Origin of the sequence: Micromonospora sp. RL09-050-HVF-A (assembly GCF_019374995.1) — a bacterium.
Taxonomy (GTDB): domain Bacteria; phylum Actinomycetota; class Actinomycetes; order Mycobacteriales; family Micromonosporaceae; genus Micromonospora; species Micromonospora antibiotica.
In genome coordinates this window covers 2,828,725-2,853,917 of record NZ_JAGKQP010000002.1, presented here as the reverse complement: position 1 = coordinate 2,853,917, position 25,193 = coordinate 2,828,725, and the positions used below count along the sequence as shown (strand labels likewise).

General features: G+C 73.7%; 19 protein-coding genes and 1 pseudogene. 10 read left to right on the top strand and 10 right to left on the bottom strand.

What is annotated here, in order from left to right:
• Positions 1-227 precede the first annotated feature (227 nt).
• From J7462_RS12185 to J7462_RS12170, 4 genes are read left to right on the top strand one after another with little or no spacing between them, the layout of a single operon-like run.
• Positions 228-2,015, top strand: coding sequence for a ferric reductase-like transmembrane domain-containing protein (locus J7462_RS12185; RefSeq protein WP_219464154.1), 1,788 nt, complete (start codon positions 228-230; stop codon positions 2,013-2,015).
• Positions 2,012-3,478 carry an NADH-quinone oxidoreductase subunit NuoF family protein gene (locus tag J7462_RS12180; RefSeq protein WP_208568893.1) on the top strand — a complete coding sequence of 489 codons (1,467 nt, stop codon included), beginning with the start codon at positions 2,012-2,014 and terminating at the stop codon, positions 3,476-3,478. The genes J7462_RS12185 and J7462_RS12180 overlap by 4 nt, the downstream gene beginning before the upstream one ends.
• Before the next feature lie 59 nt (positions 3,479-3,537).
• Positions 3,538-4,167 (top strand): redoxin domain-containing protein, encoded by a 630-nt coding sequence (locus tag J7462_RS12175; RefSeq protein WP_219464153.1) that lies wholly within the window; start codon positions 3,538-3,540, stop codon positions 4,165-4,167.
• Entirely contained in the window at positions 4,167-5,021 is an 855-nt protein-coding gene (locus tag J7462_RS12170; RefSeq protein WP_219464151.1) for a cytochrome c biogenesis CcdA family protein, read from the top strand. Before J7462_RS12175 ends, J7462_RS12170 begins: the two co-directional genes overlap by 1 nt.
• A 147-nt stretch (positions 5,022-5,168) precedes the next feature.
• Here the strand turns inward: J7462_RS12170 and serS are convergent, their stop codons facing one another.
• From serS to J7462_RS33610, 5 genes are all read right to left on the bottom strand, one after another.
• Positions 5,169-6,455, bottom strand: coding sequence for a serine--tRNA ligase (gene serS / locus J7462_RS12165; RefSeq protein WP_219464149.1), 1,287 nt, complete (start codon positions 6,453-6,455; stop codon positions 5,169-5,171).
• An 862-nt stretch (positions 6,456-7,317) separates the two neighbouring features.
• Positions 7,318-8,409, bottom strand: a complete 1,092-nt coding sequence (locus tag J7462_RS12160; RefSeq protein ID WP_374197517.1) for a MerR family transcriptional regulator — start codon at positions 8,407-8,409, stop codon at positions 7,318-7,320.
• A 53-nt stretch (positions 8,410-8,462) separates the two neighbouring features.
• Positions 8,463-9,644, bottom strand: coding sequence for a trans-acting enoyl reductase family protein (locus J7462_RS12155; protein WP_219464148.1), 1,182 nt, complete (start codon positions 9,642-9,644; stop codon positions 8,463-8,465).
• Positions 9,645-9,734: 90 nt separating this feature from the next.
• Entirely contained in the window at positions 9,735-10,907 is a 1,173-nt protein-coding gene (locus J7462_RS12150) for a zinc-dependent alcohol dehydrogenase (protein ID WP_219464146.1), read from the bottom strand.
• A complete protein-coding gene (locus J7462_RS33610; RefSeq protein WP_219464145.1) occupies positions 10,904-11,386 on the bottom strand; it encodes a hypothetical protein in 483 nt (160 codons plus the stop codon). The genes J7462_RS12150 and J7462_RS33610 overlap by 4 nt, the downstream gene beginning before the upstream one ends.
• 236 nt (positions 11,387-11,622) lie before the next feature.
• On the opposite strand from J7462_RS33610, the pseudogene J7462_RS33605 reads away from it, so the two are divergent.
• Positions 11,623-11,972, top strand: a pseudogene (locus tag J7462_RS33605) (helix-turn-helix transcriptional regulator); the annotation flags it as partial.
• Here J7462_RS33605 and J7462_RS12140 read toward each other — a convergent pair.
• Entirely contained in the window at positions 11,899-12,087 is a 189-nt protein-coding gene (locus J7462_RS12140; protein ID WP_219464144.1) for a hypothetical protein, read from the bottom strand. The pseudogene J7462_RS33605 and the gene J7462_RS12140 overlap by 74 nt on opposite strands.
• A gap of 44 nt (positions 12,088-12,131) precedes the next feature.
• Here J7462_RS12140 and J7462_RS32150 point away from each other — a divergent pair, with 44 nt between their 5' ends.
• Positions 12,132-14,963 (top strand): LuxR C-terminal-related transcriptional regulator, encoded by a 2,832-nt coding sequence (locus tag J7462_RS32150; protein ID WP_308290876.1) that lies wholly within the window; start codon positions 12,132-12,134, stop codon positions 14,961-14,963.
• 280 nt (positions 14,964-15,243) lie between these two features.
• Here the strand turns inward: J7462_RS32150 and J7462_RS12130 are convergent, their stop codons facing one another.
• Both J7462_RS12130 and J7462_RS12125 read right to left on the bottom strand, forming a co-directional pair.
• Entirely contained in the window at positions 15,244-15,789 is a 546-nt protein-coding gene (locus J7462_RS12130) for a thioredoxin domain-containing protein (protein ID WP_208568900.1), read from the bottom strand.
• The gene (locus tag J7462_RS12125; RefSeq protein ID WP_219464143.1) at positions 15,786-16,283 is read right to left on the bottom strand and encodes a redoxin domain-containing protein; all 498 of its coding nucleotides are present in this window, start codon (positions 16,281-16,283) and stop codon (positions 15,786-15,788) included. Before J7462_RS12125 ends, J7462_RS12130 begins: the two co-directional genes overlap by 4 nt.
• Before the next feature lie 391 nt (positions 16,284-16,674).
• Between J7462_RS12125 and J7462_RS12120 the strand changes: the two genes are divergently transcribed.
• Positions 16,675-18,747, top strand: a complete 2,073-nt coding sequence (locus tag J7462_RS12120; RefSeq protein ID WP_219464142.1) for a hypothetical protein — start codon at positions 16,675-16,677, stop codon at positions 18,745-18,747.
• A 2,647-nt stretch (positions 18,748-21,394) separates the two neighbouring features.
• Positions 21,395-21,673, top strand: a complete 279-nt coding sequence (locus tag J7462_RS32955; RefSeq protein ID WP_308291115.1) for a cellulose binding domain-containing protein — start codon at positions 21,395-21,397, stop codon at positions 21,671-21,673.
• Between the two features lie 917 nt (positions 21,674-22,590).
• Here J7462_RS32955 and J7462_RS12105 read toward each other — a convergent pair.
• Positions 22,591-22,737 carry a hypothetical protein gene (locus J7462_RS12105; protein ID WP_208568905.1) on the bottom strand — a complete coding sequence of 49 codons (147 nt, stop codon included), beginning with the start codon at positions 22,735-22,737 and terminating at the stop codon, positions 22,591-22,593.
• Between the two features lie 333 nt (positions 22,738-23,070).
• Between J7462_RS12105 and J7462_RS12100 the strand changes: the two genes are divergently transcribed.
• Both J7462_RS12100 and J7462_RS12095 read left to right on the top strand, forming a co-directional pair.
• Positions 23,071-23,433, top strand: coding sequence for an STAS domain-containing protein (locus J7462_RS12100; protein ID WP_067309377.1), 363 nt, complete (start codon positions 23,071-23,073; stop codon positions 23,431-23,433).
• A gap of 98 nt (positions 23,434-23,531) precedes the next feature.
• Positions 23,532-23,999 (top strand): SRPBCC family protein, encoded by a 468-nt coding sequence (locus J7462_RS12095; RefSeq protein WP_219464141.1) that lies wholly within the window; start codon positions 23,532-23,534, stop codon positions 23,997-23,999.
• A 130-nt stretch (positions 24,000-24,129) separates the two neighbouring features.
• On the opposite strand, the gene J7462_RS12090 is transcribed toward J7462_RS12095, so the two are convergent.
• Positions 24,130-25,191, bottom strand: coding sequence for a hypothetical protein (locus J7462_RS12090; protein WP_219464139.1), 1,062 nt, complete (start codon positions 25,189-25,191; stop codon positions 24,130-24,132).
• Between the last annotated feature and the right edge of the window lie 2 nt (positions 25,192-25,193).

The window sequence follows — 25,193 nt, the reverse complement described above, 5'->3', positions numbered from 1 at the left end:
GGTTCGCCCGACGGGGCGCCACCGGTCAACGGATGGACGGTCGTCGCTGCGCCGGTGCGCCGTCGACGCGGTGCGCCGGGGGCTACACGCGCGCCGGGCCGGGGTGGTTCGACACTCCGCCGAGAATTTTCACCAGCCGCACTGATCCGTACGCCCCGGAGGTCCGTACTGGAGGTGGGAGCAAGGTCGGCCGGTGGTGGCGCCGCCGTTAGACGATCGAGGAGCAGATGGCCCGGGCAAAGCAGAACGAGAAGGCCGCGACCGTCCGGACCTCCACCAGTAGCCGTGGTGTCCGGACCGTGTCGAAATCCGTGCTGGCCCTGATGGTGGCCTCCGCGCTGGGCCTGCTCTGGGCCGGCGTCGAGATGACCGGCAACGGCACGGTGATGTACGCGTACGGGTTCTTCTTCACCGAGTTCTTCGCCGGGGTGGTCGCCCTGGTGGCGCTCAGCCTCACCGTGATGATGGGCCTGCTCGCCACCGACCGGCTGGTCCTGATGATCCGGCACCGGGTGCTGCTCCAGTCGGCGCACCGGGCCACCGGTGTCCTCGGTGTCGCCGGCCTGGTGTTCCACGTCATCACCAAGATCGCGATCGGTCGGGCCGGCCCCACCGACGCCGTGGTCCCGTTCATCGGCGGCAGCGGGCTCTACGTCGGTCTCGGCACGGTGGCCGCGTTCCTCATGGTGAGCGTGTTCTGGACCGGCATCGTCCGGGTCCGCTTCGCCGGTGTCGGCCCCAAGTGGTTCTGGCGCAGCCTGCACTCCCTGGCGTACCTCTCCTGGCCGTTCGCCCTGTTCCACGGCCTCAACGCCGGCCGCGCCGCCAAGTCCTGGGTGGTGCTCAGCTACCTGGCGTGCGTGCTGCTGGTGGTGGTGGCGCTGATGGTGCGGCTGTCGGTCTACCTCGGCAAGCGCACCCGTGAGCAGCAGCAGGCCGCCGCGCTGAACAAGGCGATGACCGCCAAGGCGACCGACGAGGGCAAGGGGCGGACGCTGCTCAGTGGCCTCGGCCGTAAAAAGGAGGAGGAGACCAAGGACAGCCGGACCGGTTGGGCCGAGACCACCCTGACCCCGTCCTGGAACGCGCCGACCGGCACTGCCCGGCGTCGTGACCCCGAGCGGTTCACCGTTCCGGTGGTGCCCGAGCCCGGCACCCTGCGGGAACCCGTCCGGGGCGGCCGACCCGCCCGGGAGACGTCGGCCCCCCGCCGCGAGCGTGACCTGGAACCGGCCGCCCGACGCCGCACCGTCGAGCGCGACGAACGGCCCCGCCGCCGCGACGAGGACGTCGCCCCGGTCTCCGGCAGTCGCCGGTCCCGCTACGAGGAGGACGTCGCCCCGGTGTCCGGCAGTCGCCGCGCCCGCTACGAGGAGGACGTCGCGCCGGTGTCCGGCAGTCGCCGCCGCGACGAGGACGTCGCCCCGGTCTCCGGTGGCCGCCGGTCCCGGTACGAGGAGGACGTGGCCCCCGTGTCGGGCACCCGCCGGTCCCGCTACGAGGAGGACGTCGCCCCGGTGTCGGGCACCCGCCGGTCCCGGTACGAGGAGGACGTGGCCCCCGTGTCGGGCACCCGCCGGTCCCGCTACGAGGACGAGGACATCGCCCCGGTCTCCACCGGTCGCCGGGCCCGACGCGACGACGACGACCTGGCCGCCCGCTACTCGGCCCCGCCCCGGCGGCGCACCGAGGAGCCCGAGGAGCCGTGGGACAGCCCGAACCGGTGGGAGTCCAGCCGGCCCGTCTCGGCCGAACCCATCTCCGCCGCCCCGCGCAGCGGCTCCGGCCGGCACAGCGTCGAGCCGGACGTGCCCGAGGAGCCGGACTACTGGCGTCCGCCGGCCCGCTACGTCGCCGACGACATCCCGGTCGACGACACCCCGACCCTGGTCGACCTGGCCTCCCGGCGGGCCCGCAAGGCCACCGGCGACGGCCGCAGCCGGCGCAAGGGCAAAGCCAACGCGGACGCCGTCGACGGGGCGTACTGGGCCGGGCTGCGCGGTGAAGCCAAGTGATGCGGACCAAGGTGCCCCCGGTCGCCTGCATCGGCGAGCCCCGGCTCACCGCCGGTTTCGCCGAGTTCGGTCGGCTGGACCTGATGGCACACGAGACGGTGCACGGCCCGATCGGCCCGATGGAACCGGCCAACCTGCTCCGACTGGCCGAGGCCATCCAGCTCAAGGGCAAGGGCGGCGCGGGTTTCCCGTTCTACCGGAAGTTCAAGGCGGTGCTGGAGTCCTGTGAACGGCAGGACCTGCCCGCCGTGGTGGTGGTCAACGCCACCGAGGGGGAACCGGCGAGCTGGAAGGACAAGGTGCTGCTCACCCGGGCCCCGCACCTGATCCTCGACGGTGCCGCCCTGTCCGCCTACGCGCTGGACGCCGAGGAGATCGTGCTCTGCGTCGCCGACGACCTGATCGGCCGGGACTCGCTCACCGAGGCACTCGCCGAACGTCGGATGCCGGTCCCCACCACCATCGTCACCGTGCCGCACCGGTTCATCTCCGGCGAGGGCGGCGCACTGGTCAACGGGATCAACGGACTGCCGCACATCCCGCCGGGCACCAAGAAGCGGTCCAGCGACTCGGGCGTACGCAACCTGCCCACCCTGCTGTCCAACGCCGAGACGTACGCCCAGGTGGCCATCGCCGCCCGGCTCGGCCCGTACGAGTACGCGGCGCTCGGCACCGACGACGAGCCGGGCACCGTCCTGCTCACCGTGACCGGCCAGGCCAAACGCGCCGCCGTGGTGGAGTGCGCCGCCGGCACCCCGCTACGGGACATCCTCGAACTGTGCGAGGTGCCGGAGGGGCCGGGCATCCTGATGGGCGGCTACCACGGCCGCTGGATCACCTGGGAGGCGGCGCAGCGGGCGGAGATCACCCGCAAGAGCCTCACCAGCGTCGGCGGCACCCTCGGCGCCGGCATCATCATCCCGCTCGGCCGCGACACCTGCCCGCTCGGCGAAGCCGCCCAGGTGGTCCGCTACCTGGCCGGGGAGTCCGCCGGCCAGTGCGGGCCGTGCAAGCGGGGCCTGCCCGACCTGGCCCGCGCCGTCGACCTGGCGGTCTCCGGCAGCGCCCCGGTGGAGGTCGTGCGGGCCGCCGCCGGTGACGTGAAGGGCCGGGGCGCGTGCAGCCACCCCGACGGCACCTCCCGTTTCGCGCTCTCCGCGATGGAGGTGTTCGCCGACGACCTGCGGCAGCACACCACCGGTGAGGGGTGCGGCAAACGGGTCAAGGGCGTGATGGGGCTGCCCGGTGCCCCCGACGCCAACCCGAAGATGCTCACCCTGGACTGGTCCCGCTGTGACGGGCACGGACTCTGCGCCCACGTCGTACCGGACTTCATCCGGCTCGACGGCAACGGCTACCCCGCCTTCCCGCCCACCCCCGTGCCGACCTGGCTGAAGGAGGGGGCGATGAAGGCCGTCAAGGTCTGCCCCGAGCTCGCGCTGCGGTTGGTCGAGGTCAAGTAGCACCGTCGAGGTCACCCGGCACCGTCGGGGTCACGTAGCACCACCGAGAGGAGATTCGGATGCGGTCGTCGTACCCCAGGACCCGGCCGGTTGGCCGACCGGCCGTCCGGCTCGCCGTCGCCGCCACCCTGGCCGGCACCCTGCTGGCCGCCTCGGCGTGCGCCGTCGGGCCGACGACGGCGCAACCGGCCGCCGAGGTCGCCGTGCCGATCGCCACCTCGTCGCCGCTGCCCGCCGAGCCGACCCCGACCGCCGCACCCGCCACCACCGGGGCACCCGCCCCGGTGCCCGACGCGTTGCGCTTCACCGCCAAGACCCTCGACGGTACGGCGTTCTCCGCCGCCGCCCTGGCCGGCCGGCCGGTGGTGCTCTGGTTCTGGGCGCCGTGGTGCGCCACCTGCGCCAGCCAGGCGTGGACGGTCGCCGAGATCGCCCCGAAATACCGGGACACCGTGCCGATCGTCGGGGTGGCCGGCCTCGGCGAGCAGAAGGCGATGCGCAGCTTCGTCACCGAGTTCGAACTCGGCGGCACCACGCAGATCGACGACCGGGCCGGCGCGTTGTGGCGGCGCTTCGAGATCGTCGAACAGAGCACCTTCCTGATCATCGATCGGGAGGGGAAGGTCGTCCACCAGGGCTTCCTCGACGGTGAGGACCTGACCCGCCGGGTCGCCGCCCTGGCCGGCTGATGACCGGCCCGCTGCTGCTCGCGCTGACCGCCGGGATGCTCGGCGCGGTCAACCCGTGCGGCTTCGCGATGCTGCCGGCGTACCTGTCGCTGCTGGTCGCCGGGCCCGCGGACGGCCGCGGCGCGATCGGCCGGGCACTCACCGCGACGGCCGGCCTGACCTGTGGGTACGTCGTGGTGTTCGGGGCTTTCGGGTTGGCCGTGGCACCCTTGGCCGACTGGCTGCGCCCACGGTTGCCGTGGCTGACCGTGACCCTGGGGCTGGGCCTGCTGGCGCTCGGGTTGTGGCTGCTCGCCGGACGCCGCCTGCCCACCCCGCGTCCGTCGGCCCGCGCGCCCCGGCTGACCCGCTCGCTGCCGTCCATGGCGCTGTTCGGCATGGCGTACGCGCTGGCGTCGCTGAGCTGCTCGATCGCGCCGTTCCTGGCGATCGTGGTGACCAGCCTCCAGGCCGGCTCGACCCTGCGCGGGCTGGCGCTGTTCGTCGCGTACGCGCTCGGGATGGGTCTGGTGGTGGCGGTGGCGGCGCTCGGCGTGGCGCTGCTGCGCGGGCGGGTGGTGAGTGGGTTGCGCGGGGCGGGCGCCTGGGTGCCCCGCCTCAGTGGCCTGGTGCTGCTCGTCGCCGGCGGCTACGTCGCCTGGTACGGCTGGTACGAGGTCCGGCTCGCCCAGGGTCGGCACGACGCCTTCGGCGACCCGGTGGTGGTAGGTGCGGCCCGGGTCCAACGGATGCTGGTGACGGCCTTGGACACGGCCGGGCCGGTGGTGCTCGCCGGGCTGCTGCTCGGGTTGCTCGCGGTGGCGGCGCTGCTGCACCGCAGCCGTACCCGGACCGGTGACACCGAACGGGTGTGAGACAACCGGCCGGTGACCCCGCCGGGCTGGTGCGCGGCTGGCCGATGTCGGTCGGGTGTGCGGCGGGCCGGGTGTGCGGCGGGCCGGGTGGGTGTGGTGCGGGGCGGTGGCCCGGAGGCCCGGAGGCCCCGCCCCGCACCGCGAGCCTCAGCGCAGCGGGGTGAGCCGGTCGGTGCCGAGCCGGTCGCGGAGCACCTCGGGCACCACTACCGAGCCGTCGGGCTGCTGGAACTGCTCCAGGATGGCCGGGAAGAGCCGGCTGGTGGCCAGCGCCGACCCGTTGAGGGTGTGCACGAACCGGGTCTGCTTGCCCCCCGGCTCGCGGTAGCGGATGGCGGCCCGGCGGGCCTGGTAGTCACCGGCCCACGAGACCGACGACACCTCCTTGTACTTGCCGGTGCTCGGCATCCACACCTCGATGTCGAGGGTCTTCTTCATCGACGCGCTGGCGTCACCGGCGGACAGCAGGCTGCGCTGGTAGTGCAGGCCCAGCTTCTCGACCAGGCTCTCCGCGTGGGCGAGCATCTCCTCCAGCGCCGCGTCTGCCTGCTCCGGCAGGGTGAACTGGAAGATCTCCACCTTGTTGAACTGGTGCCCACGCACGGTGCCGCGCTCGTCGGAGTGCGAGCCGGCCGCCTCGCGGCGGTAGCAGGGGGTGTACGCGAACGCCTTCAGCGGCAGCTTCGACGTCTCCAGGATCTCGTCCTGGTAGGCCCCGAGGATGGCCGTCTCCGAGGTGGGCAGCAGGAACTGCCCGCGCGGGGCGGACTCCCGGTCCAGGTGGTAGACGTCGTCGTAGAACTTCGGGAACTGGCCGGCGGCGAAGCCGGCGGTGTCCAGCAGCAGGTGCGGCGGGAGCAGGAACTCGTAGCCGGCCCGCACGTGCTCGTCGATGAACCAGTTGATCAGCGCCCATTCCAGCCGGGCGCCCAGGCCGGTGTACATCCAGAAGCCCGAACCGCCGAGCTTGACGCCGCGCTCGTGGTCGACCAGGCCGAGTGCGCGGCTCAGTTCCACGTGGTCGCGGATCTTCTCGATGACCGGGGGCTCGCCGAAGGCCTTCACCACCCGGTTGGCCTCCTTGCCGCCGGGCACCACGTCGTCGGCGGGCAGGTTGGGCAGCTCGCTCATCGTGCCGCGCAGCCGGGACTGCACCTCGTCCAGCTGGGACTCCAGGTCGGCGAGCTGCTTGCGCTCGACCTCCGGCGCGACGGACTCCGGCGTGGTGCCGGCCCGCTTCGCCTGCGCGTACGCCCGGGCGTCGGCCTTGCGGCGCTGCCGCTCGGCGTCGATCTCCGTGATCAGGGCGCGACGCTCCTGATCGAGTCGCTGGATCTCGTCCAGGATCCGATTGACCTCGGCGGGAGCCAGACGCTTCGCCAGCGCGGTCGCCACCGCCTCGCGATCCTTGCGGATCAACTCCATGTCGAGCATGCTGCTCCGTACGCTCCGTCCAGGCGGTCGGGGTGGGACCCTCCGATGCTACCGTCGCGCCTGCCGCCATCCGGCCCCGGCCGGAGGCATGGCCTCACCCGCGCTGCCCCACCGGCCCGATCGGTGCTGCTGGCCCGACCGGTCCGATCGGCGCTGCTCTGGCCCCACCGGTCCCACGGGTCCGATCGGCGCTGCCGTGCGTGGTGTGGCCGGGGTGCTGTCCGGCCGGTGCCGCGCTGACCGCCGTCCCCGGAGCGGTCGTGTCCGCGCCGGTGGGGACCGCCAGCCGGCCGCGCCGCAGGGGCCCGGTCGTCCGGTCCGATCCCGACAGATGCCGCCGTCGACCCGAGCGGTGACTTACGGTGATGAGTCGACGCCGACCCCCATTTTGTCACTCTGGGTGATCCTTGGGGTGTTGTTCTTACCGTGCCCGGATGGGCTTCCAGCGGCAGATCCCCTCTGAGCTGTTCAAATGCCGCATCGACTCGCCACCCCTCACCACCCCCACTCCGACGCTTTGCTCTGCTGCCACCGGCGCGACGGTTACCCGCCGTGCCTGTTGCTTCGGTGGCAGCAGAGCAAAGCGTGCACAGGGGAGTAGGTGGGGGGAGGGTTGTAGCTACCCTCCGTAATGGTGGGGTGTCGTTGTCCGTCGATGGCGCACCGGCGGGCCCGGTGCCCGCCGCAGGTCACTCTCCGGCAGGCCCGGTGCCAAGGCGGGTCACCCGGCGACCGCCCGGCACCTGATCGTGCTGCGCCGGGGCGAGGCGAAACGGGGTGCGGCCGGTGTGGGACCGGACCCGCTGGGTCCGAGGCCGACGCGGAACGCCGGCTGGGCTGCCGGCCGGCAGGCCCATGACCGTCAGAGGCGGATCGGCATCAGGATGGAGAAGGTGTCCTCGTCACCGGGCCGCCGGACGGCCAGCGGGGCGATCGGGCCGTCGAGTTCCAGCATCAGTTGCGGGCCACCGGCAGCCTCCAGGGCATCGAGCAGGAAGTCCCCGTTCACGCCGACCAGCAGGTCGGTCCGGTCCGGCCCGGCCAGTTCGGTCGCGTCGACCAGGCGCAGCCCGTCGTGGTCGTCCACCCCGAGCACGGTCACCGGCAGCGGCACCCCCTCGTGCACCCGGGTGACCGTGGGGGTACCGGCCCGCAGCGCGGCGCGCAGCCTCGCCACGTCGACCGGTACCTGCCGGGCCGGTGCGTCCGCCGGTCGGCGCAGCAGCCGGCGGTAGTCGGTGAACTCGTACGGCAACACCGCCGAGCTGGCCACGGCACCGGCGACGGTGACGGCGACCCGGCCCCCGGCGAGCGTCAGGTGCGCCTGCTCCTGCGTGTCGGCATCCAGCAGGGCCCGGAACTCGTCGACCGCCGCCGCCGGGAGCAGCGCCCGCACCGGCGGGCCGTCCACCCGACCGCCGGCCCGGGCCAACGCCATCCGGTACCGGTCGGTGGCGACCAGTCGTACGCCGTCGGACTCCACGTCCAACAGCACACCGGTGAGCATCGGCAGGTCGGGGTCGGTGCCGACGGCGAACCGGACGGCGTCGACGGCAGCGGCCAGGTCGGCGCGGGCAAGCACGATCGTGGTGGTCATCGGGTACTCCTCGGGATCGATCAGGGTGCGGACCCGGGAGAGTTCACGGCGGGCGTCGGCGAGACCGTCCTCCAACCGGCGTAGGTGGGCGTCGAACAACCGCCCCACCCGCGCGGGTTCGTGCCGCAGCCGCAGCGCGGTGGTGATCTCGACCAGCGGCATACCGACCCGACGTAGCCCGGCCACCAGCCGGGCCGGCGTCACCTGCGCGTCGGTGTACCAGCGGTAACCGTTCACCGGGTCGACCAGCGTCGGCGTCAGCACCCCGCACCGGTCGTAAAACCGCAACGCGCTGACCGTCAGGCCACTGGCCCGGGCCAGCTCGCCGATACTCAGCAGTTCGCTCTCCACGCCCATGATGCTGTCGCCTCCACCAGGTCGAGGGTCAAGCCGTCGGGTCGTCGCCCCGGTCAGCTCCGCGCCGGGAGGACCCGGAACGTCATGCCGGCCCTCACCAACCGGTCCAGCAGCGCATCGCCCATCGCCGTCACCGGGGTCAGCTGCCCGCTGGTGGCGGGCAGTTCGTCGTACGCCAGGCAGAGGGCCGACTCGGCGAGCATCTTGGCGGTCTCGTCGTAGCCGGGATCACCGCCGGAGACCTCGGTGCGGACGGTGCGGCCCCCGCCCTCGCCGACGAACCGCACCCGGAACCACGACCGGGCCCGCTGCGCGGCGCTCGGACCCTGCCCGGAGGCGAGCCGGCCGAGCAGCCAGCGCCGGGTCGGTGGCAGCTTCACCAGCCCGACCACCCCGGCCATCCCCACCCCGGCCAGCAGCACCGTCGGCAGCCGCTTGACGGCGGCGAAGTGCCGGTAGCGGAAGTCCGGGCCGTACTCCGGGCAGGCCGCGGCGGACCGGCGTACCACCTGCGGGTCGATGGTGGGCAGCGGCACCGCCCACATGCCGGTCGCCGCGGACCGGCCCAACTTCCCGGCCACCGCGCGGGCCCGGCGTCCGTCCGGGCGGGGTTCGACCGCCCGCCGGGCCCGCGCCGCCTGCTTCGTCTGCGCGGTACGCGAGAACGCGGTGAGCGCCGAATGGTACGTGCCGGCGGAGAACTTCCCCCCGGCCCGGACGAACCCGTCCACCATGATCGGCCCGTCCGACGGCAACTGCCGGACCGTGTACCAGACGCCCAGGTCGTGCGGGATCGAGTCGAAACCGCAGGCGTGCACCAACCGGGCCCCGGTACGCACCGCCTCGGCGTGGTGCCGCACGTACATCAGGTCCACGAACTCCGGCTCACCGGTGATGTCGAGATAGTCGGTGCCGGCGGCGGCACACGCCGCGACCAGCGGCTCCCCGTGGTGCACGTACGGTCCGACGGTGGTGGCGAGCACCCGGGTCGCCTCCGCCACCACCCGCAGCGACCCGGCGTCGGTGACGTCGGCGGTGAGCAGCGGCAGCCCGGCCAAGGCCGGGTCGATGGCGGCGAGCCGGTCCCGGACCGCCGCCAGCTTCGCCGGGTTGCGGCCGGCCAACGCCCAACGCAACCCCACCGGGGCGTGCCGGGCCAGATATTCGGCGGTCAGCCCGCCGGTGAAGCCGGTCGCGCCGAACAGGACGATGTCGTACGGGCGGTCGTGGGACATCCGCCGAGTGTGCCACCCGCATCCGGCCCTCACCTGGGCACCGGGGGTGGACCGGTCCGCACCGCGGCGACCGGCACCCACCCGGACGACTCAGCCGTGCGGGCTGAACACCGCCCGCACACAACCGTCGGCGCGGTCCCGGAACAGCGCGTACCCCGTCGGGGCCTGGTCCAGGTCGAACCGGTGCGTCGCCAGGTGTTCGGTACGCAGCTCGTCGCGGGCCATCCGGTCCAGCAGCATCGGAATCCACCGCTGACCGTGCTGCCGGGCGCTGCGCAGGGTGAGACCCTTGTGCATCACCGCGCCCAGCGGGAAGGCGTCCACGAAACCGGTGAAGGTGCCCGAGACGAAGACCGTGCCACCCTTGCGGCAGGCGTGCACCGCCTCCCGTACCGCCAGGGGGTCCTCGACCGGGCCGCCCCGGCCGGTGAACCGGTCGGCGAGCGAGACCGGCCGGCCCCCGCCGTCGGCCACCCCCACCGCCTCCACGCAGACGTCGGGCCCCCGGCCACCACTGCGTTCCCGCAGTTCGGCGGGGACATCAGTGTGTTCGTAGTGCAACGTCTCGGCGCCGGTGTGCCGTTCGGCCATCCGCAACCGTTCCGGGTACCGGTCGATCACGATCACCCGTTCCGCCCCGAGCACCGTCGCCGCCTGCGCGGTGAGCTGCCCCACCGCACCCGCCCCCCAGACCGCGACCACGTCACCGGGGCGGACCGCACCCAGCTCGGCACCCATCCAACCGGCCGGGGCGGCGTCCGAGGCGAAGACCGCCCGGTCGTCGCTGACCGGGTCGGGCACGGTGAACGCCCCCACGTCGGCGTACGGCACCCGGACGTACTCGGCGTGGCTGCCGGCGAACCCACCCGCCGTCCGGGGATGGCCGTAGCAGCCGCCGGTAGCCTGCCCCCAGGCCGCCTCGCCGACCGTCCCGGTGGCCGTGCCGTTGTCGCAGCACGAGTAGAGACCCTGCCGGCAGTACCAACAGTTCCCGCAGGCCACGGCCGCGCAGACCACCACCCGGTCACCGACGCGGTGCCGCCGGACCGCCGGGCCGACCTCGGCCACCTCGCCGAGGAACTCGTGCCCGAGCACGTCCCCGGCGGCCAGGCCCGGCACCCGGCCGGCGAGCATCGGCAGGTCGGCCCCGCAGGTGGTGCTGCGCCGGACCCGGACGATCATGTCGTGGGCGTTGCGCAGTTCCGGGTCGGGCACCTGGCGTACCGCGAGCCGGTCGACGCCCTCCCAGCACAGCGCCCTCATCCGGGCACCACCGGGCCGTCGGTCCCGTGCGGCCCGGTCCCGGTCGCGGGCGGCCCGGTCGCGGGCGGCCCGGTCCCGGGTGGCCCGGTCCCGGGTGGCGCGGTCGCGGGGCGTTCGGCGGCGGGCCGGTCGGCGCGTAGCACCTCACCGGTCTCGGCGAGCTGCCGGACCGTGCGCAACACCTGCCGCAGGTAGCCGTCGGGATCGTCGCCGACCAGGTGGGCGGCCATCCCGGGCAGGGTCGCCACCCCGCCGAGGGGGCGGACCGAAAGCTCGGTGCCCCGCCCACCGGGGGCCGGCCGCAGGTGCAGCTCCACCGCGTCAGCCAGTGGGCGCAGCGGCTCCGGCCACCGCCCGTCGGGCATCAGCTCGGCCGCCGACACCCCGACCGTGACCACCTGCCAGCGGCCCGACCGGGCGTCGACCCCCGCCCGGTGCGCCCGAAGGAGGGTGAACCCGCCACGGGTCAGTCGTCCCATCCGTACCACCCGCCTCTTCGCCGGGACCGGTGCGCGGCAGCCGGTCACGCCACACCGGCTGCCCGATCCGCCCATCCTCGGTGGGGACCGGGTGAACCGGACTCGTCCCGAAGGGGTGAACCGGTCCGGTCCGGGTAACCGCCGCCGACCGGTCCGGAGCGCGCCGACCGGGAGGAACGCGCCGACCGGCCGGAGGGCGCCGACCGGGGCGGAACGCGCTGACCGGGGGAGGGCGGATGCCGCAGCAGCACGACAGCGCCGAGGTGCCCGCCGGCCCGCCGCTGCTGGCGTCCCGGCTCACCCCGCCCGCCCCGCCGGAGCCGATGCTGTGGCGTCCCCGGCTGTCGGCCCGCCTCGACGCCGGAGCTGCCGGCACCCTCACCCTGGTCCGGGCCGCCGCAGGGTGGGGCAAGACGACGATCCTCACCGCCTGGGCGCGAGCGGCGGACGAGGACCCCCGGCCTGGGTTCAGGTCGAGGCGGGCGACAGCGGGGAGCGGCTCTGGGCGTACCTCACGGCAGCCCTGCGGGGCGCGGCCGAGCCACCGCCGCACGCACCACCCGCCGCCCTGCCTGGCGCACCGCCTGCCGGGCGGCCTGGCGCACCGCCTGCCGGGCGGCCTGGCGCACCGCCTGCCGGGCGGCCTGGCGCACCGCCTGCCGGGCGGCCTGGCGCACCGCCTGCCGGGCGGCCTGGCGCACCGCCTGCCGGGCGGCCTGGCGCGTCGGCCGCCCAGCCGTCGGTCGTGCCGGTGCGGTCGGAGCAGTTGGAGGCGCTCGCCGCGACCCTGGCCGCCCGGGAACGCCCGGTCCGGCTCGTCGTCGACGACCTGCACCGGGTCACCGACCCGGCGGTGCTCACCGGCCTGGAGTTCCTGCTGCGGCACGCCGACGGCCGGCTGCGCCTGATCGCCGCCGCCCGCACCGACCTGCCACCGGCCCTGCACCGGCTACGGCTGGCCGGTGACCTGACCGAGATCGGCCCCGACGAGTTGGCCTTCACCACCGACGAGGTGGCCGACCTGCTGGTGGCGCACGGGGTGCCCCTGCCTGCGGCGGCGGTCGCCCGGCTGCGGGACCGCACGGGTGGTTGGCCGGCGGGTCTGCGGTTCGCCGCGCTCGCCGCCCGGGGGCAGTCCGATCCGCAGCGGTGGGCGGCCCGGTTCGGGGGTGACCACCCGGACGTGGCGGCGTACCTGCGGGCCGAGGTGCTGGGGCAGCTGCCGCCGCCGGCCCGGGAAGTGCTGCGGCGCTGCGCCGTCGGCCCGGCGGTCCGCGCCGACCTGGCCGACGCGTTGACCGGTCGTGCCGACGCCGGGCACCTGCTGGCCGGGCTGGCCCGCGACGGCGGATTCCTGCACCGCGACGACAGCGACCCACCCTGGTACCGACCGCATCCGCTGCTGGCCGACCTGCTGCGCGAGGAACTCGCCGACCTCGCCGACGGGGAACGCGCCGAGCTGCACGGGCGGGCCGCCGACTGGCACACCGACCACGACCGGCCGGCCGAGGCGTTGCGCCACGCGCTCACCGCCGGGCAGTGGGACCGGGCCACCGGGTTGCTGCTGACCCACTGGCCGGAGCTGCTGCCGTACGACCGGGGGACACCGGATGTGGCCTCGCCCGCGCCGCCGCCCGCCGAGGCGGTGCACCGGGACCCGGAGCTGGCGTTGGCCGCCGGCACCGAGCGGGCGTACGCGGGCGACCGGGAGGCGGCGACCGCCTGGCTGCGCGACGCGGTGGCGGCGGCCCGCTCGCTGCCGGCTCCGCGCCGTGACCGGTTCCACCGGCTGGCCCTGGCGTTGGAACTCACCCTCGCCCGGTTGGCCGGCGACCATCCGGGGGTACGCCGGGCCGCCGCCCGACTGCTCGCCACCGTCACCGGGCCTGCCCTGCCGCCGACTCCGCCGCCCTGCCGGCCCGCCGCGACGCCGACCCACCGGCCGGCCGTCGTTGGCGACCACCCCGAAGCGGTGGCACCGACCGGCGACGACCCCCGGACCGGCGAGGACGTGGACGTCCTGGCGGTGGCCGGCACCGCGCTCGGCCTGGTCGAGCTGGCCGAGGGGGAACTACGGTCGGCCGGGGCATGGTTCACCCGGGCGCTGGCGGCGGCCCGGCAGGCCGGGCGGCCCCGGACCGAACTGGTCGACGCGACCCGCACCGCACTGCTGCTCGCCCTGGCCGGTGAGCTTGCGCCAGCCGAAGAGACCGCCCACGCGGCGCTGGTCATGCCCCCCTGCCAGGGCTGGTCGAGTCGGGTCGACTGTGGCTACGCCCATCTGGCCCTGGCCCTGGTGGCGCTGCACCGGGACCAGCCCACGGAGGCGACCGCCGAACTGGCGGCGGCCGGCGCGGCCATGCCGGGCGAGGCATCCGGTGCGGGCGGTACGACATCCGGCACCCCTACGGCCGACGCGGCGATCGGTGCGCTGCCTACCCCGGTCGGGTTCGGGGTGGCGTCCGCTCGTGTCGGGGCCGGGGTGGCGTTCGGTGCGGCGGCTGCTCGGGGTGGGGCGGGGGTGGGGGTCGGTGCGGCGGCTGCTCCGGTCATGGTCGGGGTGGCACCTGGCGGGGGCACGGTCGGTGCGGTGGTGGCGCTGTGTCGGGCGACCTTGCTGCGTGACGCCGGCGAGCCGGCGGCGGCGATCGAGGTGGTGCGCCGGGCCCGGGACGAGCTGACCGGAGCCCGTACCCTCCCCGGCGCAGCGCTGACCGGGGGTGGGGTGTGGGGTGGAGGTCTGACCGGGGGCGGAGAGTCGGCCGGGGATGGGGGGCTGGTCGAGGTCGGGGTGTGGGATGTGGGGCCGGCCGGGGACGGAGGGCTGGCCGGAGACGGGGTGTGGGGTGGAGGGCTGGTGGGGGGCGGAGGGTTGGCCGATCGGCTGCTCGCGCTGGAGGCGGACCTACGGGGTGAACAGGGGGACCTGGACACCGCCCGCCGGTTGCTCGCCGAGCGGTCCCGGGAGCCGGACCCCGACCCGGTGCTGGGCCTGGCGCTGGCCCGGGTGGAGCTGCGGGCGGGCGACGTCCGGGCCGCCGGTCACGCGCTACCCGACTGGGACGCCCCGGACGCCGCCGGCTGGCCGCTGTCGGTACGGCTCGCCACCGGTGTCCTCGACGCGGTGCTGGCCCGGCGGTCCGGTGACGAGCGCCGGGCCGGTCGGCTGTTGGAGCGGGTGCTGGACCTGTCCGGCCGACACGGTTACCGCCGGGTGTTCACCCGGGCCGAACCGGAGGTCCGAGACCTGCTCGCCGCCCACCTGGACTCGGGTACGGCGCACTGGCCGGCGGTCAGCGACCTGGTACGCGACGCCGAACAACCGACCGAGCACGGATCGGGTGACCCGCAGTGGGGGCCGGGCGGTCCGGAACGGGCGCTCCCCGAGCCGCTCACCGAGCGGGAGCTGACCATTCTGCGGTATCTCCAGAGCATCCTGTCCAACGTCGAGATCGCCGGTGAACTCTCCCTGTCGGTCAACACCGTCAAGACCCACGTCCGTAACATCTACCGCAAGCTCGACGCCACCCGCCGCCGCGAAGCCGTCCGCCGAGCCCGCTCCCTCCGCCTCCTCTAACAACCCCACCCCACCCCACCCCACCCCGCCCTGCCCCCCTGCCCGCCCCCGCCGCCCCGCCCCGCCCCCGCCCCCGCCAACCCTGCCCCGTTGATCAAGAGGTTTGCGTCAAGTTCGATCTTCAAGTTGACGCAAACCTCTTGATCAACGGGGCGGAGGTGGGTTGGTTGACGCAAACCTCTTGATCAATGTGGGTGGGTGGGTGGTGGACGTGAGTGGGGTGGTCCTCCGGTGGTCGCGCCTGCGGGGCGGGGTGGGCGGAGTGGGTGGGGTGGGTGGGTCAGGGGGTGGTGGTGTCTACTGCGGTCAGGAGGGTGGGGAGGTCCAAGGGGCCCTCGTGACGGTGGTCGCCGATGAAGAGGGTGGGGGTGCCGTTCACCCCGCTGCGGATGCCGCCGGTGAAGTCGTGACGGACCCGGTCGCCGTACGCGTGCCGGTCGACCTCCGCGTCGATCTCGTCCGGCGGCAGACCCACCTGCGCCACGCCGAGCGACAGGTGCACCGGGTCGAGTTGGTCCTGGTGTTCGTAGAGCCAGTCGTGCATCTCCCAGAACCGGTCCCGGCGGCCGGCCGCCTCGGCCACCTCGGCGGCCCGCTCGGCGTACGGGTGGAGGTTGGTGATCGGGAAGTGCCGGTAGACCAGCCGTACGGTGTCCTGGCGCTGCCGCAGCACCTCGGTCAGGTTCGGGTGGGCGGCCCCGCAGTACGGGCACTGGAAGTCGCCGTACTGCACGATGGTGACCGGTGCGTCCAGTGGCCCGCGGATGTGGTCGGTTTCCGTCACCGGCACCCGGAGTCGGGCGGTGACCTGCAACGGGGTGCTCATCGGGCCACCACCTGCCGCCCGGTGCCGAGCTGGTCCAACGCGTCGAGGATGCCGTCGGCACCCGGGTTCACCTCGGCGGGGGACAGGTAGCTCCAGGTCACCGTCCCGGCCGGGTCGAGCACCACCAGGGCCCGACCGGCCTGCCCCTGCGGCGTGTACGCCCCGTAGACCCGGGCCACCTCACCCTTGGGTTCGAAGTCGGACAGCAGCGGAAACCGGACGCCCCGGGCCTCGGCGAAGGCCCGGTGTGACCAGAGGCTGTCCACCGAGACGCCCAGCACCACCGCGTCGTACCGCTCGAACTCCGGCATCGCGGCCTGGTAGAGCGCCATCTGGTCGCCGCACACCGGGGACCAGTCAGCGGGATAGAAGGCGAGCACCACCGGCCGGCCACGGAACTGCCCGGGGCCGGTCCGTCGCCCGTCCGGGGTGGCCGGCAGGGTGAACTCGGGGGCCGGCGTCCCGGGTCGGATCAGTCCGTCGGGTCCAGTCATGCCTCCCACCCTCCGGCAGCCCGGGTGAGGCCGACTCACCCGACCCGGGTGGTCCTCGTCCGCCCGGACCCGCCCCGATGGTCCGCCCATATCCGCCCTGGTGCTCCGCGACCGGCCCGCCCTGGTGCTCCGCGACCGGGCCCGCCCTGGTGGTCCGCGACCGGGCCCGACCTGGTGGTCCGCGACCGGATCCGCCCTGGTGGTCCGCGACCGGGCCGAACCCGCCCCGGTGGTCGCCCCGGACCCGAACCGGTAGTCCGATCCGGTGGTCGCCAGCGGATCGGATTCGGACGACGAAGGGGAGCCCGGGCTGAAAATCGGGCGGGTCACGGTGTCGACAACCGGATCGGACTCGGGCAGTCTGACGGACGGCAAAGGACGGGGTGGAGAGATGGACGTCGATCAGATTCGGGTGTTCGGCCGCCGGCTGGCGGGGGTGTCGTGGCGGGTGGCCCGGCACGAATGGACCCTGGCGGCGGTCGCCGCGCTGCTGCTGGCCGTGGTGCTGACCTGGCCGACCCTGCGGGATCCGGCGAGCACCATCCCGCAGGACACCGGTGATCCGACGCTCCAGGCGTGGCAGGTGGCCTGGGGTGGGCACGCCCTGCTCACCAACCCGTTCCAGGTCTGGCACTCCAACACGTTCTATCCCGAGCCGTACACCTATGCCTACTCCGACACCCTGCTCGGGTACGCCCCGTTCGGGATGATCGGGGACGGTCCGGTGGCCGCCGTGATCCGCTACAACCTGCTCTACATGCTGACCCACGCCCTCGCCCTGTTCGGGGCGTACGCGCTGGCCCGGCAGGTGGGGGCCGGCCGGGCGGGTGCGGCGGTGGCCGGGGTGTCCTTCGCGTACGCCCCGTGGAAGCTCGCCCAGGCCGGTCACCTGCACGTGATCAGCATCGGCGGGATCGCCCTCGCGTTGGCCATGCTGGCCCGGGGGCACGGCTGGTCGCTGCGGCACGGCCACCGGCCCGACCGGGTCCGCCCCGGGTGGGCGGTCGCCGGGTGGGCGGTCGCCGCCTGGCAGGTCACCCTCGGCTTCGGCATCGGCCTGCCCTTCGCGTACGCGCTGGGACTGATCTGCCTCGGCGTGGCGGTGACGTACGCCGTGGTGTGGCGGCGGCGGCGGTCCCGGCCGGCGGTGCCGCGTGGCCTGCTCCTGGCCGACCTGGCCGGGGGGATCGGCTTCGCCGTGGTGACCCTGGCGATGGCCGCACCGTACTTCGAGGTGGTGGCCCGCAACCCGTCCGGTCGGCGCACGGTGGCCCAGATCGAGATGTTCTCCCCGCCGTGGCGGGGGTTCGTCACCGCGCCGCCGGAGTCCTGGCTGTGGGGGGAGCGGCACGAGGCGGCCCGGGCCACGCTCGGCTTCCCGGGTGAGATGACCCTGCTGCCCGGGGTGGTGCTGTTGTCCCTGGCGATGGCCGGGCTGTTCTTCTCCGCGTGGCGGCTGCGGCACCGGCTGATGCTGGCCGGCGCGGCGTTGGTCAGCGTGGCGCTCGCGGCGGGCACCACGTTCGGCGGTGACGGCAACCCCGGTTACGTGACGCTTGTCGAGCACGCCCCGGGCTGGGACGGGGTGCGCACCCCGGGCCGGCTGGTGCTGTGGACGACCCTGCTGCTCGGCCTGCTCGCCGCCGGGGCGTTGACGGTGCGCGAGCCGGCTTCCCGGGCCGTGCGGGACGGGGAACCGGCACCGGGGCCGACCGGGGGGCAACCACCGGAGCCGGGGGCGGAGTCGGCCGTGCCGGGGGCGGAGTCGGTCGTGTCCGGGGCGGTGGAACCGGGAGCGCCGCCGACGCTGCGACCGGCGGACCCGGCCGTCGCGATGGTGGCGGACCGGGGAGCGCTGGCACCCTCGGCGGAGGGGGCCGTACCGGTGCGGGCGGCGGTGCCGGCGGAGGTGGTCGTACCGGGGCAGGCGCAGGCGGCGGCGCGACCGATGCTGCGGTCGGCGGCGTGGTCCGAACCGGCGGCCGAGCAGACGGCCCCCCGGAAGCCGGCCCCGAAGCGGGACGGCGGGCAGTGGCGGCTGGCCCGGTTGGCGTTGCTGGTGCCGCTGGTGCTGGTCCTGCTGGAAGGGGTCAACCGCACCCCGCACGTGCCGGCACCGGTGCAACCGGCGGTGCTGCGCGGGCTGACCGGCCCGGCGTTGGTGCTGCCCAGCGACGGTATCCGGGAGTTGCACGTGATGCTGTGGTCCACCGACGGGTTCCCCAAGGTGGTCAACGGGCTGGCCTCGTTCACCCCACAGTCCCAGGAGCGCATCCGGGCGGCGAGCATGACCTTCCCGGACGCGACCTCGGTGGCGTACCTGCGGCAGGTGGGGGTGCGCACGGTGGTGCTGCTGCCCGGTTGGGCGCCCGGCACCCCGTGGGCGGACGTGGCCGCCCGACCGGTGGACGGGTTGGGCATCAGTCGGGAAATGGTCGGCGAGGACGTCATCTACCGGCTCTGATGGCCGAGTTAGTTGGGAGCGCTTCCTAATTCGGCGGCGCAGCGGTTACTGTTGACTTCTTCTTCGGCAGCGGGAGCCAAGCGTGCCGGCGGGGAGCCAGGGCAGCTCTTCGCACCCGTCGACGTCCCCACGGGGCGTCGCACCCTCACCCTGGCATCCCGAGAGGAACCGCAGATGCGGAGAAGTCTCGTCGGCGCGGTCACCACCGTGCTGGCCGCTGCCACGGCCGTCGTGGCCGTACAGTTCACCGTCGCACCATCCACCGAGGCCGCCGCGGCGGCGGCCGAACCGTACAGCTGGAAGAACGTCCGGATCGACGGTGGCGGCTTCGTCCCCGGCATCGTCTTCAACCAGACCGAGAAGAACCTGATCTACGCGCGCACCGACATCGGCGGCGCGTACCGGTGGGAGCAGGCCAGCCAGTCCTGGACGCCGCTGCTCGACTGGGTCGGCGCGGACAAGTGGGGCTACAACGGCGTGGTCAGCCTGGCCACCGACCCGGTGCAGACCAACCGGGTGTACGCGGCCGTCGGCATGTACACCAACGACTGGGACCCGAACAACGGCGCGATCCTGCGCTCTTCGGACAAGGGTGCCACCTGGCAGGCCACCGCGCTGCCGTTCAAGAACGGCGGCAACATGCCCGGCCGGGGCATGGGCGAGCGGCTCGCCGTCGACCCCAACAAGAACAGCGTCATCTACTACGGCGCCGAGGGCGGCAACGGCCTGTGGCGCAGCACCGACTTCGGGGTCACCTGGGCCAAGGTGGCGAACTTCCCCAACGTCGGCAACTACCGGGCCGACCCCAACGACACCACCGGCTACCAGAGCCAGAACCAGGGCCTGACCTGGGTCACCTTCGACAAGAGCACCGGTACGGTGGGCAACGCCACGCAGACCATCTACGTCGGCGTGGCGGACAAGGCGAACCCGGTGTACCGCTCGACCAACGGTGGCACCAGCTGGGAGCGGATCGCCGGTCAGCCCACCGGCTACCTGGCCCACAAGGGTGTGGTGGACCCCGTCGGCGGCTTCCTCTACATCGCCACCAGCGACACCGGCGGCCCGTACGACGGGGGCAAGGGTGACGTGTGGAAGTTCAACCGGGCCACCGGCGCGTGGACGCAGATCAGCCCGATCCCGTCGTCCAGCAGCGACGCCTACTTCGGCTACTCGGGGCTGACCATCGACCGGCAGAAGCCGAACACCCTGATGGTCGCGACCCAGATCTCCTGGTGGCCGGACGCGATCTTCTTCCGCAGCACCGACGGCGGCGCGACCTGGAGCCGGATCTGGGAGTTCGGCAGCTACCCGGAGCGCACCAAGAAGTTCAAGATGGACATCAGTTCGGTGCCGTGGCTGACCTTCGGGGCCAACCCGGCCCCGCCGGAGGAGTCCCCGAAGCTGGGTTGGATGAACGAGTCGGTGGAGATCGACCCGTTCGACTCGAACCGCTTCATGTACGGCACCGGCGCGACCATCTACGGCAGCACCGACCTCACCAAGTGGGACACCGGTGGCCAGCTCACCATCAAGCCGATGGTCAAGGGCCTGGAGGAGACCGCCGTACAGGACCTGATCAGCCCGCCCACCGGGGCACCGCTGATCAGCGGGCTCGGTGACATCGGCGGGTTCCGGCACACCGACCTCGACGCGGTGCCGCCGATGCTGTTCACCCAGCCGGTCTTCACCACCACCACCAGCCTCGACTACGCCGAGGCGAACCCGGCGACGATGGTGCGGGCCGGCAACTTCACCGACGCCGACCGCCCCAACGACAGCCACATCGCGTTCTCCACCGACGGCGGGGCGAACTGGTTCCAGGGCAGCGAGCCGGGCGGGGTCAACAACGGCGGCACGGTCGCCGCCGCCGCCGACGGCAGCCAGTTCGTCTGGGCCCCGGGTGACGCCGGGCAGCAGGTCATCCGCTCGGTGGGCTTCGGCAACTCGTGGACCGCCGCCACCGGTATCCCGGCCAACGCGGTCGTCGAGTCCGACCGGGTCAACAAGAACAAGTTCTACGGTTTCAGCGCCGGCAAGTTCTATGTCAGCACCAACGGTGGGGCCAGCTTCACCGCCTCCGCCGCCACCGGCCTGCCGGCCACCGGGAACGTGAAGTTCAAGGCGGTGCCCGGCAAGGAGGGCGACGTCTGGCTGGCCGGTGAGGGCGGGCTGTGGCGCTCCACCGACTCCGGGGCCAGCTTCACCAAGTTGGCCGGGGTGTCGGCGGCGGTGAACGTCGGCTTCGGCAAGGCCGCCCCCGGGCAGACGTACCCGGCGGTGTTCACCTTCGGCACCGTCGACGGCAAGGCCGGCGTCTACCGCTCCGACAACACCGGCGGGGCCTGGGTGCGGATCAACGACGACCAGCACCAGTACGGCAACGCGGGCGAGGCGCTCACCGGGGACCCGAGGGTCTACGGCCGGGTCTACCTGGGCACCAACGGCCGGGGCATCCTGGTCGCCGACCGGCTCGGCAGCAATCCGACCACGCCTCCGCCCACCACGCCTCCGCCGACCACGCCCCCGCCCACCACGCCGCCCCCACCACGCCTCCGCCGACCACCCCGCCGCCGACCACGCCGCCCCCACCACGCCTCCGCCCACCACCCCGCCGCCCACCGGTGGGTGCGCGGCGACGTACCAGGTGACCGGGTCGTGGCCGGGTGGCTTCCAGGGCGAGGTGACGGTGCGGAACGCGGGCACCGCGCCGATCGCCGGCTGGACGCTCAGCTGGACGTTCGCCAACGGTCAGACGATCAACTCGCTCTGGGGCGGCACCCTGACCCAGACCGGGGCGCGCGTCTCGGTGCGCGACGCCGGGTGGAACGGCGCGCTCGGTGCCGGGGCCACCACCAGCGTCGGCTTCACCGCCAACGTCACCGGCAGCAACACCGTCCCGGCGGTCACCTGCACCAGCCGCTGACGACTATCAACTATCCGACACCTGCCGGCTCCCCCGATCCCGTCGGGGGAGCCGGCGCGTGTCCGGCCTGGGACCCGCCCGGCCGGTGGCTGATCGACTCAGTGGCGGCGATGGTGCGGCGTCGACCCCGGGTCTCTACCGCAACATCGCCCCAACGGAGTGGATCGAAGACGGCACAGGCCCCGGTCGGCGCCGAAGGGCGCGACCGGGGCCTGTGCGTGCCGTGGGACGGTCAGTCGTCCAGACCGACCGGGGAGTTGGGCCGGTCCACGTCGACGAACTCGATGTCGTCGGCGGCCCGGTCATCTCTGCTGCCGGCAGCCCGCGCGGCGGTGCCGGCAGCCCAGCCGATCGCCGCGCCGACCAGCGCCGCGCTGATCAGCAGGGTCCAGGGCAGGGCCGGGCGGCGGCCGGCGAGCGCGTCGAAGGCGAGCGTGGCCCGTCGGCGTGCCTCGTCGGCGGTCGAGCCGACCAGGTCACCGGCGTCGGCCAGTCCCGAGTCCCGGACCGACCTGGCGGCGTCCCGCACGCTGTCACCGGCGGAGTCGACCGCCGAGAGCAGGTGGTGCCAGGCCTGGTCGGCGATCCGCTCGGGCTTGCTGCGGCGCTCCAGAAGGTTGCTGCCGAACATCGTGATTACCTCCTCGAATGCCGAAGTCTGCGGCCACTTCGGACTTCGACGTCTCTGCGGCTCGTGACGGTACTCGCCCGCCCGGTCGTCCGCCCGTCCTCCCAGCAGTGCCCCACCCGACCGGGTCGCAAACCCGACGCGGACGGAGCGTGATCCCGGCCGGTGGAAATCATTCCCTCCTGGTCGACCCGGCCCGACCGTGACCTCGGACCGGTGGACGGGACTCGGCCTGTCCCGGCCGTGACGTCGGCCCGGTGACCGCGGTCACCGGGCCGACGTCACGGGGCTAGCGGACCAGGACCACCGACGTCGCGCGGGCGAAATCGTCGCCGTCGTCGTCATCGTCGTCGTCCCCGCCACCGCCGAAGCCGCAGGCGAGCACGAGAGCGAGCAGTGCGCCGACGCCGGCCAGGCCGAGCAGTCTCTTGAGCATCGATCCGTCTCCTCGATCGTGGTGACCCATCTCTCGCCCAGGCTAGGCACCGGGCACAACCAGCGCCGGGAGGCCGGACGGGGCTCGCCCGACCCTCCGCATCCGGCTCGGAGTGGACCCGGACCGCTACTCTGGGACGGTTGGAACGGCCCAGCTGAGCCGTTCGTCGGAGAGAACAGGACCAGCAACGGTGCGGGAAAGGACGGCCCGGTCCGTCCGGATCCGCGAATTGCTCATCCCGAGGGGTGGCGACCGAGGCCGTCGGAGGAATACTCTCGGTCGCGGCCCGCGTACTGATGAGGCGCCCGGGGACGGGCGAGTGGAGGTGCTCGCGTGAGCCTGTCGATCGTGAAGTCGGTCCTGCCGGCCGGTGTCATCGAGATCGCCCCTCGTGGCGAGATCGACGTCGACACCGCCTACGAGGTACGTGAGGCGATCGCCGAGGTGCTGGCCAAGGGCCGGCCCGCCCGGATCGAGCTCAACATGCGACTGGTCACCTTCATCGACTCCGTCGGGATCAGCGCGATGGTCGCCGGGTTCCAGACCGCCGAGGTCAGTGGGGTCAAGTTGATCGTCACCGAACCGAGCCGGTTCGTGCACCGGCAGCTCTGGGTCACCGGTCTGCTCGGTCTCTTCGGCGCTCCGGAGCCATACTTCGCCGGTGCCGCCACCCCCGAGGTGCTGCCGGGCGCCTGACCGCACCACCGGCCCCGCCTGAGCCCGCTGGCCTGGGACGTTGCCAGTCCGTCCCGGGTGCGGCACGATCGTGCGACCGACGACGGTCAGGAGGCCCGGTGGTCCGGCGGGAGAGCTTCAGCTACACGGTGCAGGCGCGCTGCGCACAGGCGGACGCGGTGGCCTTGCTGAGCGACCTGTCCCGGCAGGAGGAACTGCATCCCCTGATCGTCCGGGTGCGGCGGTTGCCCGCCCGGCCGGGCGCCCTGGCCAGCTATGCGATCACCGATCGGCTGGAGTTGGGGCCGCTGCGGTTTCCCGTCACCTATCAGGCGGATGTCCTGCAGGTCGGCGACGACGAGATCGTGACGGTGGCCCGACAGCAGCCGGGCACCACGGTCCGCAACCACACCCGGCTGCGGACGGAGGGTGACCTGCTGCGGATCGACGTGGAGATCACCCTCGCCGCGCCGGCACCGTTGTTCGGGTACGCCTTCCGGCAGGCCCGCGCCGCTCACCTCGGGCTGGCCAGCCGGCTCGGCGCGGTGCTGGACGGCCGGGCCGGCGACCCGTCTGCCGCCGGCTGACCTGGGGCCGACCTGCGACACCGGGCCCGACCCTGCGGTCGGGCGGTGTTCCGGTGGCCCGTCGGGCGGTCTTCCGGTTGGCTGTCGGCGGTGTTCCGGTGGCCCGTCGTGGACGGGCCACCGGGCCAGCTCAGTACATCGACAGGTGCACGTGGTTGGTGTGGTCGCTGGACGGGTCGCCGTTGCCCCCGCTGTACGCCTTCCAGCCGCTGCTCGGCAGCCAGATCCGCTTGAACCAGATCACGTAGAGCACGCCGAGCCGGTCGGCGTTACGGATGAAGTAGGCGGCGAGGTTGTTGCCGTACGTCCGGTCGCCGCCGCTGGCCACCCCGCCGAAGCCGTTCTTCTGCGCGGCGAAGTCGCACGCGCGGCCCTTGGGGTGTTCACCGGAACCACTGGGACGGTGGCAGGAGACGTACCGGGTGAAACCGGCCGCCTTGGCCTGCTGGAGGGCGTTGAGGGTACGCGGGGTGATGCAGCCGTTGGCCGGGGTCGGGTCGTTGACGCTGCACGACTCGGACGGCCAGGAACCGTCGGAGTTACGGGGCGCCCCCTTGGCGTTGCTGCTGGACGTGCCCTCCGAACTGCCGGAGTCGTTGGAGGAGGTGGGGGCCGGCTTGTCGGCGGCGGCCACGGCCAGCGCGCGTTCGGCCTGATCCTTCCGCTTGCCCATGGTGGCGACCTGCTTGCGCTGCTCGGTGATCTCCCGACTGACGGCGGCCCGGGTCCGGGCGGCCTGGTCCCGGGTCTCGATCATCTTGCGCAGTTCCTGGTCCTCCCGGGCCGCGACCGTCTCCAACGCCGACGCGCGGTCCATGAAGCCACCGGGGCTGTTGCTGTTGAGCAGGGCGGACATCGGCCCGAGGCGGCCGGTGCGGTAGGCCGCTCCGGCGATCTCGCCGACCTTGCCGGTCTGCGTGACCAGCTGGGCCTCGATGGCCTTGAGCTGGCCGTCCAACTCCTGCTGACGTCGGGTGGAGCGCTCGAGGGCGGTCTTCGCGTCGAGCCACCCCTTGCTGGCCGCGTCGAGCTGGTCGCGCAGGGCCGGGGTGCCGCCCTCCTCGTCGTCGCCGGGGGCGGCGAGGCGGGTGGTGGGCGCGGCGACGGCCGGGCTGAACGGCGCGGACGACACGCCCAGGGCGAGCGCCGTGACGACTGCGGCCAGTAGTCGCGTGGTGGTGCGTACGTGCATGT